12 protein-coding genes are annotated in these 12320 nt (G+C 32.3%); 8 read left to right on the top strand and 4 right to left on the bottom strand.

Features of this window, described 5'->3' with window-relative positions; genetic code table 11:
- The 3 genes from M983_RS04840 to M983_RS04830 all read left to right on the top strand — a co-directional run.
- A partial coding sequence (locus M983_RS04840) for an OB-fold protein (RefSeq protein WP_066747875.1) occupies positions 1-600 on the top strand: 600 nt, incomplete at its 5' end.
- Positions 601-811: 211 nt separating this feature from the next.
- A complete protein-coding gene (locus M983_RS04835; protein WP_066747873.1) occupies positions 812-1495 on the top strand; it encodes a hypothetical protein in 684 nt (227 codons plus the stop codon).
- A 613-nt stretch (positions 1496-2108) separates the two neighbouring features.
- The gene (locus M983_RS04830) at positions 2109-3524 is read left to right on the top strand and encodes an NAD(P)/FAD-dependent oxidoreductase (RefSeq protein ID WP_066747871.1); all 1416 of its coding nucleotides are present in this window, start codon (positions 2109-2111) and stop codon (positions 3522-3524) included.
- A gap of 131 nt (positions 3525-3655) precedes the next feature.
- Here M983_RS04830 and M983_RS17365 read toward each other — a convergent pair whose 3' ends face one another.
- The 3 genes from M983_RS17365 to M983_RS04820 form a co-directional block, all read right to left on the bottom strand.
- The gene (locus tag M983_RS17365) at positions 3656-3802 is read right to left on the bottom strand and encodes a Hok/Gef family protein (RefSeq protein WP_157091929.1); all 147 of its coding nucleotides are present in this window, start codon (positions 3800-3802) and stop codon (positions 3656-3658) included.
- A gap of 282 nt (positions 3803-4084) precedes the next feature.
- Positions 4085-4576: an acetyltransferase gene (locus M983_RS04825; protein ID WP_066747868.1), complete on the bottom strand. Its 492-nt coding sequence runs from the start codon at positions 4574-4576 to the stop codon at positions 4085-4087.
- A 163-nt stretch (positions 4577-4739) separates the two neighbouring features.
- Entirely contained in the window at positions 4740-5492 is a 753-nt protein-coding gene (locus M983_RS04820) for a YadA-like family protein (protein ID WP_066747866.1), read from the bottom strand.
- 559 nt (positions 5493-6051) lie between these two features.
- On the opposite strand from M983_RS04820, the gene M983_RS04815 reads away from it, so the two are divergent.
- From M983_RS04815 to tehB, 5 genes are all read left to right on the top strand, one after another.
- A complete protein-coding gene (locus M983_RS04815) occupies positions 6052-6606 on the top strand; it encodes a cytochrome b (RefSeq protein ID WP_066747863.1) in 555 nt (184 codons plus the stop codon).
- Between the two features lie 35 nt (positions 6607-6641).
- Positions 6642-7220 (top strand): YceI family protein, encoded by a 579-nt coding sequence (locus M983_RS04810; RefSeq protein ID WP_066747860.1) that lies wholly within the window; start codon positions 6642-6644, stop codon positions 7218-7220.
- Positions 7221-7481: 261 nt separating this feature from the next.
- Positions 7482-8564: a linear amide C-N hydrolase gene (locus M983_RS04805; RefSeq protein WP_066747857.1), complete on the top strand. Its 1083-nt coding sequence runs from the start codon at positions 7482-7484 to the stop codon at positions 8562-8564.
- Positions 8565-8584: 20 nt separating this feature from the next.
- Positions 8585-9760, top strand: coding sequence for an NAD-binding protein (locus tag M983_RS04800; protein ID WP_245684011.1), 1176 nt, complete (start codon positions 8585-8587; stop codon positions 9758-9760).
- Between the two features lie 78 nt (positions 9761-9838).
- The gene (tehB, locus tag M983_RS04795; protein WP_066747854.1) at positions 9839-10693 is read left to right on the top strand and encodes an SAM-dependent methyltransferase TehB; all 855 of its coding nucleotides are present in this window, start codon (positions 9839-9841) and stop codon (positions 10691-10693) included.
- Positions 10694-10765: 72 nt separating this feature from the next.
- On the opposite strand, the gene clcA is transcribed toward tehB, so the two are convergent.
- Entirely contained in the window at positions 10766-12205 is a 1440-nt protein-coding gene (gene clcA, locus M983_RS04790) for a H(+)/Cl(-) exchange transporter ClcA (protein ID WP_066747851.1), read from the bottom strand.
- Positions 12206-12320 lie beyond the last annotated feature (115 nt).

Here is a 12320-nt window from a genome sequence, read left to right as displayed (position 1 = left end):
GATGATGTTATTGCTTCTTTAAATGGTGATTCATCTACAGTGAAAACGGATTACATCTCGCTTTCTGCAAAAGAATTACAACAATCTTATGCAAGTAATGAAGCCAGAGGCGATAAAAATTATAAAGGAAAAAATATCATTATTACCGGCATTGTTGAGTCTATCGATTCTCGTTTTGGTGATATCCCTGTAATTCGTTTGAAAACAGGTGAAATGTTTTCAAATGTGATGGTGAATTTAGCTAAAAAATATAGAGATATCGCCGTTGATGTCGATAAAAATCAAAAAGTCACTCTTGCGTGTATTGGAGATGGCATCATTATTGGTTCGCCAACGCTTAAAGAGTGCATTCCTGTATCTACAGTTGTTTCAAAAATAACAAATGAGCAAATGGGGTTGGTGAATAAATTTATAAAAGGTAGTCATGATGTGCCTGATTTTACAAAAATGATTGTTTTAGCGACTAAAATTATGGGAAAAACAACGAATGACTTTACGCAATGCAAAGAAATAAATAGCCAATGTTTAAATGATGCAGCAAAAGCTATCAATTCAGAAAAAATGCAAGAAGAAGCTAAAATTTTAAATGTAGAAATTTAATAATTAGGCTTTAATTAAGTCTCTTTTATAAGGGGCTTAATCTTGATTTAACAACATGATTATTAGACTATTTTATTTTCCTTCAAACATATAAAATGGAGTGCTATTAATGGTGATAAAATGACAAAACAATAAATAAATCGACTTGAATAACTAAGGTTATATACTTACGCTTTGTTTATTCTGATTTTTACTACGGATTTTTATCAATATGCGAATTTTATTTATACCTTTCCTTGTTATTAGTACCTTATCGGGTTGTGCCATAACTGAATATAATTATGAACCCGATCACCTTAAAATTAGTGAGCCGAAAGTGGGAAGTATTAAGCATGTCACTATTGGACAAGCATTAATTAGAGAGGGGGATATTAGTGAAATCGATGGAATAAAAATTAGCAACCCTATTCAAATTGATATGGCCTATAAAATTATTCCTGGTGTATTTAAAAAAGTTGGTTCTAGCAATAAAGGTGATTTCTATATGCCTGAAGGGACAATTGATTCAGGTTCAGTTTCTGTTGAAGTATTAGGTCAGCCTTGGAACTCTCTTTTAATTAAGAAAAATGCTAATAATAATGAAATTTGTATCGTCACCGATGTCAATGTTCCAGTTTGTAGTGATAAAGCGCAGATCCAACATTTAAAGCTGAATAATGCTGACGGAAATTCTTTTGAACAGGCGCTAATCTTTAATGGTATAAATAACAATGTTGTTAATGTGAGCTATAGAAAAATAGGCTCAAATATTGAAAGTGAAGGTTTTGGCGATAGTATTCAATATAATATTGAAAAGAACGATATAATTTCATATAAAAATGTGAAATTAAAAGTACTTGATAGTAACGACAATTCAATTACTTACAAAGTAATTAGTGATTTTTCTAATAAGTAACTGATTATAGTCTTAATTTTCATCTAATCAAAATTGTCATTTACAATTGAAAAATAGCGTTAATCTAGTTTGTTATGAATGTTTAACGCTATAATGAAAACATAAATAATAATTAGGTGATTTTTTCCCTTTCTTTCTTCTATTTAATGAATTATTAGTTCATTGCTACTTCATATACTGATGACTTAATTATTTTCTCTTCAAAATCATTTTGATAACCCTTTGTTATTATAAACTCATATTTAATTTCATATTGTTAATAAATCGTAACAATAAATAACTACTCTCCTTCATAAAAAGATAGTCGCTATGCGTGATAAATAGTCACATTGTGCGAAAACCCTCCTATTAAATATTTTCATAAAAAAATTATAAAGTTAGTATATATCTATATGATTATACAAATATTATGTATGTATAATCAAAATATATTATATATATCAATGTAATAAGTCTTGTACTTTCCTTTCAAATAAATTTAACAATACAAAACATGTTGAAATAATTTACAGCAAAAATAGTTACAAGTGGTTTACTTACGATTCACAAATAAAATAAAATGATGTGACTATTAAAATGATAATTATTCACCATGTGGAAGGATCGTTTCAAAATGGCAATAAGTAGAAGAAAATTTATTCTTGGAGGAACTGTTGTTGCAGTTGCTGCTGGTGCTGGGATTTTAACACCAATGTTAACGCGTGAAGGCCGATTTGTGCCTGGTACGCCAAGACATGGCTTTGTTGAAGGAACCGAAGGCCCATTACCAAAACAAGATGATGTTGTAGTGATTGGCGCCGGTATTCTAGGGATTATGACAGCGATTAATCTTGTTGAGCGTGGATTATCTGTAACTATCGTTGAAAAAGGTAATATTGCAGGTGAGCAGTCTTCAAGATTCTATGGGCAAGCAATTACCTATAAAATGCCTGATGAAACGTTCCTGCTTCATCATTTAGGAAAACATCGTTGGCGAGAAATGAATGCCAAAGTAGGCGTTGATACTAGCTATCGTACACAAGGGCGTGTTGAGGTTCCTCTTGATGAGGAAGATTTAGCAAATGTAAGAAAATGGATTGATGCCAAAAGTAAAGATGTAGGTTCTGATATTCCATTTAAAACGCGTATTATTGAAGGTAGTGAATTAGAAACTCGTCTTAAAGGTGCTAAATCATCTTGGAAAATTGCCGGTTTTGAAGAAGATTCAGGTAGTTTAGATGCAGAAATTACAACTTTCGTTATGGCTGAATATGCTAAGAAATTAGGTGTTAAAATATTCACTAATTGTGCAGCGAGAGGATTAGAAACACAGGCTGGTGTTATTTCTGATGTTGTGACAGAAAAAGGACCAATTAAAACATCTCGCGTTGTAGTTGCAGGGGGTGTGTGGTCTAGATTATTTATGCAGAATTTAAATGTTGATATTCCAACATTACCTGCTTATCAATCTCAACAGTTAATTAGTGCTGCCCCTAATGCGCCAGGTGGCAACGTAGCTTTACCTGGTAATATTTATTTCCGTGAGCAAGCTGATGGAACATATGCTACCTCTCCTCGAGTTATTGTTGCACCAGTAATCAAAGAATCCTTCATGTATGGCTATAAATATTTGCCATTACTTGCTCTTCCAGATTTCCCAGTTCATATTTCATTAAATGAGCAATTAATTAATTCATTTATGCAACCAACTAGTTGGGCGTTGAATGAAGAATCTCCATTTGAAAAATATAGAGATATGACAGCATTACCTGATACACCAGAGCTTAATGCTTCTCTTGAAAAACTAAAAACAGAATTCCCAGCATTTAAAGATTCTAAATTAGTGGATCAATGGAGTGGTGCAATGGCAATTGCACCAGATGAAAATCCAATTATTTCAGAAGTTAAAGAATACCCTGGTTTAGTTATTAATACGGCGACTGGTTGGGGTATGACAGAAAGCCCAGTATCTTCAGAAATTACAGCAGATTTATTACTTGGCAAGAAACCTGTTATTGATGCTAAACCATTTAGCCTTTATCGTTTCTAACGCGATTTTATTTATTATATTATTAGCCCTCTATTTAGAGGGCTTTTTAATAAAAAGAATAACTAGGGTGCTTAAATCAATATACCGCGACATTTTAAATAGAAATTGCGGGAGATAGCTCCCCCACAAAATTAATGACGATTAAAATCGAAATTAACTTGAACGTTTAAATATTCACTGATTATTGATAATGACTGAATACGATCATTATTTAAAATAGAAATAGTGATCAGTGTTGAGCACACTACCATAATACCGAATAAAAAATAAGAGTTCATTTCTATTGACTGCTCCTTTAAAAGGAGGCAAAATCAAATTGTCTGCTTTGATCATGCCTCGGTTAATATACTATATTACCGGGGCTTTTCTCATTCTGGAACAAATTAGTTGCTTGAACCAGATTGATTCAAACACCCGTAAAGAGAATAGCAAAATACTTTTATTGAGCAACACATTTATTATCAATAATAATATTATAAATAAATATATCGTACTCTTAATTATTAATTAATTTCTTAAATTAAATATATTAAGTTTTAAATTTACATTTTATAGTCATTTTAATTTCCCACCATTATCCACCATAATTTATCTTCAAATTTAAAGCTAGTAACAGGTTGCATACCTATTTTTTTGTGAGCTTTTAATGACGGAATATTTTCACTATTAATAAATGCAACAGGGTGCCCGCCTTGTAATGCACAAATATGTTGATATATAGTTAAAAGCAACGATTTTCCTCTATGTCTTTTATCAATACACACAGGACCATAAAACCAGTTATTTTTCGTTATTTGAGGGAATTGTAAATGTATTTGCCGGGCTATAGGAGGAAGAGATAACGAGGTCACAGGAAAGCTAAAGACTACAGCAACAATTTTTTGGTTAAAAAGAGCAATAATAGTATTTGTACTACTTTGATACATTGCCTCAACTTTTTGGTAGGGATACTCACCATATAGTCCACCATGTTGAGAGGTTGAATTAGCTTGTAAAAGCTGCGTTACAGAAGATAAATCCTCGTAGATCATTTTTCTAAATGTATAGTTCATTTTTAGTTCCTTTTATAACGGACTACTTATTAAAAGAATACCTAAAAAATAAAATATCGCATTAAAAATTAAATAAAAACGAGAGTTTATCTTTTTCAAAAAAGATAAATGCAGTAATAAATGATGAATATTACTGCATTATTAATCAAAGAATTATCCTTTTTTACCAACCATAGGCAAGACCACCCCCTATAATTATTTCACTTTCACTATTTATAGATGAATTTATCCTGACAGCAATATCATCGGCAGGTTTATATTGAATACCACCTGCAATAGCAGTTCCCGTTCGATAATTACTAATGCCAATCCCACTACTGAATCTATCATGAGCAAGATAAGGAATACTGGCTATAGCGACTGAAGAGGCAATACCGGCAAATACTTTTTTTTCTAATGAGATTATTTTTTTATCAACGACTTCGATAGCATCAGTAATAGTGGCTTGTCTTTCTCTATAATATCTATCGAAGTCTGTTAAATTTGTTTTAAGTTGACTAATTTGCGTTGTTACCGTTCTTTTTAATTGGTTAACAGCGTTATCTCCGATTCTTTTATTTTTATCTACTAATGTTTTCATTTGAATAACATTAACAGCATCATTATTTTCTTTACCTTCACTGATGTTTACTAGCCGAGATGTGACTTTTTTTTCTTTATTACCAAATGAAACTGTTTTTTCTTCAGTTGCCAATGATTGATAACCTATAGCTACTGATTGTGACGCTTTAGCCTGGCTATCTATACCAATTGCTGTAGATTTATTTCCTTGTGCATGGCTATCTAAGCCTAATGAATAACCTGGTACTATTTTTTCTGGTAACGTGTTTTCTTTCTTATCTAAAGGTGTATTAGAGTATGCTAAAAGAGGAAAAAGTAGAGGAATAAGTATTAATGTATATTTTTTTAGTGCCATTTTATTAAATCCTATTAATAATTAGGAGAGAATGAAAATGCTAAATGATTATATTTATCATCTCAAATGAAATGGAGTGAAATTACTCTTAAAAATAAATAGCTTGTATATTTTTATTTAATTTATTTATTATGTAATAAATAAATATTGTATCGAAATAAGATGTGGAATAAGTTAAATGATAAATTTACTAAATATTTTTCTTGATTGGCTCTAATTTAGAATGATTGAGTTTCTGTCATTTTATTCTGAAAGCTCAATTCTTCATCCATTATTCTAGTTATATTTTGTTACTCTTTTTAATAAAGAGTCATTAATCATGTTCTCTTTAATATAATCGTTATTGTCTATTTTTGATGTAAAAGAAATTAATATAAATTATAAGTAAAAGTTATATGTATAATAATCAACAAGGTGACTATTAAATGGTTATTACTTATTGATTATTATTGAAAAAGATATACAAATTATTTGTTGAAGTAAACACTAACATTTTATTTTCAATCAACTAATATAGATATAACACAATATCGATAAATGAACTTACTGGAATTTAATTATGCAATGGCGAAATAATGCGTCTCGCTATGGTCACTTGTCACTCCTTTTGCATTGGGGTGTTGCGTTAACTGTCTATGGCATGTTTGCGCTAGGATTGTGGATGGTTACGCTTGGATATTATGATAGTTGGTATCATTCAGCACCTGAAATACACAAAAGTATTGGGATATTATTATTTATTGTTTTGATTTTTAGAGTTATATGGCGTTGGATTTCACCGCCACCAAAAGCATTATCAAGTTACAGTAAATTAACGCGTATTAGTGCACATGTTGCACATATGCTTTTATATCTGATTCTATTTTCTATTCTTATTAGTGGATATTTAATTTCTACAGCGGATGGTCAAGCAATATCTGTTTTTGATTGGTTTACTGTTCCTGCTCTATTTAAAGGTGAGGGTGAACAAGCCGATTTAGCAGGAAATATTCACCTTTATTTAGCATGGGCTGTTGTTGTGTTATCTCTATTACATGCGGCGGGTGCTTTAAAACATCACTTTATTGATAAAGATATTACGTTAAAGCGTATGTTAGGAATGAAAAATAAATAATTAAATATATTTATAACGATATTATGGAGAGAATAATGTTAAGAAAAACACTATTAGGTTTAACTGCAGGTGCTTTATTATTTAATGCAAGTTCAGCGTTAGCTGCTGACTATGCAATTGATAAACAAGGCCAGCATGCATTTGTTCAATTTCGTATTCAACATCTGGGCTATAGCTGGTTATACGGTACTTTTAAAGACTTTGATGGATCATTTAGCTACGATAAAGAAGATCCTTCAAAAGATAAAGTTGATGTTGTTATCAAAACAGCAAGTTTAGATACTAATCACGCTGAACGCGATAAACATTTACGTGGTGCTGATTTCTTTAATTCAAGTAAATATCCTGAAGCTAAATTTGTATCAACAGATGTGACTCGTCAAGGTGAAGACTATATTGTTAAAGGTGATTTAACATTAAATGGTGTGACTAAGCCTGTTACATTAAATGCAAAATTAATTGGCGAAGGTGCTGATCCTTGGAAAGGTTATCGTGCTGGTTTTGAAGCAACAGGTAAAGTGAACTTAAAAGAATTTAATTTTAAATCTGATTTAGGGCCAAAATCTCAAGATGCAGAGTTAATTATCTCTGTTGAAGGTGTTAGAAAAAGCTAATTTAATAAAATTAGATTGAAATATAACCATAGTACTTACCTATGTAGCTTATAAACCGATGCTTATTGCAGTATCGGTTTTTTTGTGGGCTAATTAGACTAATCATCTTGATATAACAGCATAATCATACTTATTATCTTAAGCTGTTGATGAATAGTTAATTGCGGTTTTGTCTATTTTTAAGTAAGGTCAAAACGGTAAGAATAAAATTTATTTATAATAAATATCCTAAATTTCTAATTAACAATAAATGAGCTAACAATGAAAAAATTACGACATGCGATTTTGAGTACTTTGCTTACATCCAGTTTTTTTCTTGCTGGTATTACACAAGCTGATGCGTGTACGCGACTCGTTTATTTAGGAGATAACGATCAAATCATGACAGCCCGTTCCATGGACTGGAAATATGATATTGGTACTAATTTGTGGATTTTCCCTCAAGGTATGGAACGCTCTGGTGAGGCCGGTGATAATTCAGTTAAATGGGTATCTAAATACGGTAGTGTGATTGCATCAGGATATGATATTTCAACAACTGATGGCATGAACGAAAAAGGTTTAGTGGCTAATTTACTTTGGTTAGCAGAGTCAGATTATCCTAAGTATACAAAAGAGAAGCCTGCTATTTCTATTTCTGCATGGGCGCAATATGTGTTGGATAATTTTGCAACTGTTGATGAAGCCATTAAAGCGCTAGAAAGTGAGCCATTTATAGTGATAACAGATAAAGTGCCAGGACAAGATAGAATGGCGACATTACATCTTTCGCTTTCTGATGCCTCTGGTGATAGTGCAATTATTGAATATGTAAATGGTAAGCAAGTTATTCATCATAGCAGGGAATATCAAGTGATGACTAATTCACCACTTTTTGCTGAGCAACTAGCACTAAATAGCTATTGGCAACAAATTGGTGGAACGGTAATGTTACCTGGTACAAACCGTGCATCAGACCGTTTTGCAAGAGCATCTTTCTATGTAAATGCGATTCCTAAAAATCAATCTAATAAAAAATCACTGGCTAGTGTTTTTGGTGTGATTAGAAATGTATCGGTTCCTTATGGATTAAGTACGGTTGAATCCCCAGAGATTTCATCAACTCGTTGGAGAACCGTTGCCGATCATAAAAATAAACGTTATTTCTTTGAATCAGCGTTATCACCAAATATTTTCTGGGTTGATTTAAACGAAATCGATTTTTCTAAAAATACCGGTAAAGTAAAAATGCTATCGTTAGGTGAAGAACAATCGACAATTTATTCTGCAGATGCAACGGGTGCATTTAAACCAGCTAAGCCCTTTAAATTCCAGGGATTAGACCATATACCGTTACATGATTAATTGGTAATTTATGATAAAAAATGATGAAAATATCGTCAGTCGTTAATTTTATAGAGGCATCGTCATTTATTAGAAAGATGATGTCTTTATTACTCATTTGTAATGGGCTATTTATAATCTACTCGATATTACTTTCTCGAGGCGTTTATCTTGATTGGGAAGTACATGGATTTTCTGCATGGTTAAAATCATTAGGTATATTGAAATTACTTGATATACCTAAAGTATTATTGGCCTGTGCACTTATTTTGCTTTCTATCTTTATGTATTTAGGTGCGAGGATTGCCTGGTGTGTGTCTCTTATTTTATTGGCAACAGTCGTTTTTTTAGATGTTGCGGTCTATAAAGAAATAGGTACACAAGCTTATTGTTCATTTGCATTAGGTATTGGGCTGCTAATTAGTTGGCGAGCATTCCCTCACCATAGTTTAACGAGTGCTGGTTTTGTTGCTTTTATTTGTATTATCTCCTTGTTGTCATTTTCTATGCTTGGCAGTCTTTATATTGGTGAGGAATTTAAACCGCATATTACAAGTTTAATGGATGCGTTTTATTTTTCTATTGTTTGTATGACAACATTAGGATTTGGCGATATTGTTCCTATAACAAGTAATTCTCGTATATTTACACTGACTGTGGTGATTTTAGGTATTACCGTTTTTACCACATCTATTGTTTATGTGATGGGATTTCTTGCTCGTGGTACTCGAGATATTGTTAAGAAAAGGATAGCTAAGATGCACAACCATTTTATTATTATTGGGTCTTCTGTATTGGCCTCTCAATTAGAAAAAGGATTAAGAGAACAGGGAAAACCTGTTATTGCCATTTGTTCTGATAAGAATAATGCGTTTTATGATGCAAGCGCTAATATTGTTGAAGGTGATCCTACAAATATTAAAACCTTACAAGCAGCAAATATTAGTCGAGCAAATTGGGTCGCAACGCTATCAGAAAGTGATGCAGAAAATACTTTTATTTTACTCACTATTCAAGAATGTCCAGAAACCAGTGCAAAGCTTATTACTATCATCAATAAAGATGAAAACAGGGATAAAATCAGTCGGTTACGTCCTGATATGCTCTTTTCATTAGCCTCTCTTGGTAAAGAAATTATGATGAAAGTATTATGTGATGAATCAATAAAATCATCAGATGTAACGGATTTACTTTTAAATAAATACTTAAAATCATAAATTGAGTAAAACGGCTTTACCTAACTAGGGGATTGCCATAAGATGTATTTAATATACATCTTATTAAAGGGTTGAATTATGGAACTGGTTAGTTATAAAGAAATGCCTGAATGGACACGTACTGCTATTCCTTTAGCATTCTTAGAGCGTCATAACACGAAAGAAGGTACTTACGCACAAATGAAAGTGCTACAAGGTAGCATGACATTTATTGTATTCAATGATGATGGGTCACAAGTTTCTGTTAAGTGTGATGTTGAGCATCAACCACCATTAATTCAGCCTCAACAATGGCATAAAATAGATTCAGCCAGTGATGATATTCGTTGCCAACTCTCTTTTTTATGTCACCCTGAAGATAAGTTTTTTAAAGAAAATGATCTTTCTTTGCCTCACTCAGAGGTTCGTTTTATGACAACATTTACTGAGCCTTGTAAGGTATTAGATTTAGGCGCAGGACGTGGTCGTAATAGCTTTTACCTGGCATCTAAAGGGTATGATGTTACTTCATTAGATATTAATGCTTCTCATATTGATGCAATTGAATCCGTTAAAGCTAAGACGGGTTTAAATGTGAAAAGTGGATTATATGATATTAATGACGCTACTTTAAAAGAAAAATATGACATTATTATCTCTACAGTCGTTTTGATGTTCTGTCAGCGCGAGTGTATTGAAGCAATTATTAAAAATATGCAAGAGAGTACAAATGATAATGGAATAAATTTGATTGTTTGTCCTGTTCAAACACAAGGAAGCAATCTTGCAGAAATTCCATTTAAAACATTTTTACGTGAAGGTGAGTTAGTCGATTATTATAAGGACTGGGAAATTATTAAATATAATGAAAATCCAGGGCACCTACATAAAACAGATGCAAACGGTAATCGAATTAAGCTTAATTTTGCAACATTAATTGCCCGTAAAAAATAGTTATCTATCTTACTTAAAAATATCCCAGTTCACATATTACTGGGATATTTTTTATGAAAAGAATGATTTCAATTATACTGTTTTTTCAGCATTTTTATTTTCATTCTTATTCTCATCAGCTTGCGTTTTATTCTCTGTATTATCTTTATTTTCTGAGCGTTGTAAGATTCGTTCTAATAAAACAGTGTAAATAGGGCGACCACCTAATAATTGAGCTAACATTGTGGCACCAAGACAGGTAATTATCATAGGAAGAATAAGTTGATAGTTATCGGTCATCTCTAGAACAAGAACAATACCTGTTAGAGGAGCCCTTACTGTAGCCGCAAATAAAGCCCCCATTCCTGCAATAGCAAAGGTTCCCACTTCAATGTGGTATTCAGGGAACAGCATATTTGCAATTAATCCGAATGCACTACCAAATAAAGTTCCTAATGCTAGTGTTGGTGCGAAAATACCACCTGGTGCACCTGATGCAAAGCTTACAATAGAGGTAATAATACGCAAAACAAAGAAAATTAATAAAGCAATCAGTGAATATTGACCACTGCTTAATGCAGGAATTAAATCAAAACCACCACCTGTAATTTCAGGAACAATCAGTGCAAGCAAACCACATAGCCCACCAATTACGCCCCCAGTTAAGATAAAACGAGATGTTTTATTTTGATAGAAGTTTTGAAAATGTGTTTGAACATAAAAAAGTAATTTATTAAAAATAGCACCAAGAACACCAAAAGACATACCTAAAATTAAATAAAGCCAGAGTGTATTGAGTGGTGCTGATGAAAATTTACCAATATGAATAATTCCGCCTTCACCGTTAAATAAGCGAAAAACAATGCAAGACATGATAACGCCAATAAATATCGCTTTTATTGAAATAAGGCTATATTTAAATTGAGGTCGCATTTCTTCAATAATAAATAAAATACCCGCAAGTGGTGCATTAAATGCTGCTGTTAAGCCAGCAGCTGCACCTGTTGCTAATAACGTATGTCGAGATTCTGGATCTTTAGTTCGAGACACATCATTAACAAGTTGCCCTATATTTGCACCTAATTGTACTGTGGGGCCTTCTCTTCCTAATACCATGCCAGAACCTAATGTACCGATACTGGCAAGAAATTTTACAGGTAAGACTCTCCACCAACGAACAGGACGAATATCTATCATTGCCCCTTCAATTTCTGGTATTCCTGAGCCACCTGATTCTGGTGAGAATTTTTTGACTAAATAATATCCTAGCATGGCAATAACAAAGGAAAAAATTAAAGTCACAATAGCGAGAACATAGGGATTACTAATAAATTGTTTGAGATCTTCTTGTCTAAAGTGAATTACCCAGCTAACACTTTTTTCAAATAAGACACCGACAAATCCGGCAAGAGCTCCGACTATGGCTGAAAGTAAAAGCGTTTTTACTGGAGCAAGATTAGCCTCTTGCACTTTTTTAAACAAATTGAAACGCAGTTCATTTTGAGTTTTGGGGGTAAGTTTGCGTTTATACATGATTTTATTTTATTAGTCTTGAAAGTGTTTTCTATAATAGCCTAAATTTATAGCTAAGTGATATTTCTCACATAATGTAATCAATTTTAAATTTAGCCGTTTTTTTTCTCGCATA

It is taken from the genome of Proteus myxofaciens ATCC 19692 (assembly GCF_001654855.1).
In the GTDB taxonomy this organism is placed as follows: Bacteria; Pseudomonadota; Gammaproteobacteria; order Enterobacterales; family Enterobacteriaceae; genus Proteus; species Proteus myxofaciens.
Note: the sequence above shows the minus strand (reverse complement) of the source record. Positions and strands in the feature narration are given on the sequence as shown.

Bases quoted from the DNA above. Each gene is read 5' to 3' on its own strand.
- M983_RS17365 (WP_157091929.1), bottom strand. From the start codon at position 3,802: ATGAACTCTTATTTTTTATTCGGTATTATGGTAGTGTGCTCAACACTG.
- tehB (WP_066747854.1), top strand. From the start codon at position 9,839: ATGGAACTGGTTAGTTATAAAGAAATGCCTGAATGGACACGTACTGCT.
- M983_RS04815 (WP_066747863.1), top strand. From the start codon at position 6,052: ATGCAATGGCGAAATAATGCGTCTCGCTATGGTCACTTGTCACTCCTT.
- M983_RS04835 (WP_066747873.1), top strand. From the start codon at position 812: ATGCGAATTTTATTTATACCTTTCCTTGTTATTAGTACCTTATCGGGT.
- M983_RS04820 (WP_066747866.1), bottom strand. From the start codon at position 5,492: ATGGCACTAAAAAAATATACATTAATACTTATTCCTCTACTTTTTCCT.
- M983_RS04810 (WP_066747860.1), top strand. From the start codon at position 6,642: ATGTTAAGAAAAACACTATTAGGTTTAACTGCAGGTGCTTTATTATTT.
- M983_RS04800 (WP_245684011.1), top strand. From the start codon at position 8,585: ATGATGAAAATATCGTCAGTCGTTAATTTTATAGAGGCATCGTCATTT.
- M983_RS04805 (WP_066747857.1), top strand. From the start codon at position 7,482: ATGAAAAAATTACGACATGCGATTTTGAGTACTTTGCTTACATCCAGT.
- M983_RS04825 (WP_066747868.1), bottom strand. From the start codon at position 4,576: ATGAACTATACATTTAGAAAAATGATCTACGAGGATTTATCTTCTGTA.
- clcA (WP_066747851.1), bottom strand. From the start codon at position 12,205: ATGTATAAACGCAAACTTACCCCCAAAACTCAAAATGAACTGCGTTTC.
- M983_RS04830 (WP_066747871.1), top strand. From the start codon at position 2,109: ATGGCAATAAGTAGAAGAAAATTTATTCTTGGAGGAACTGTTGTTGCA.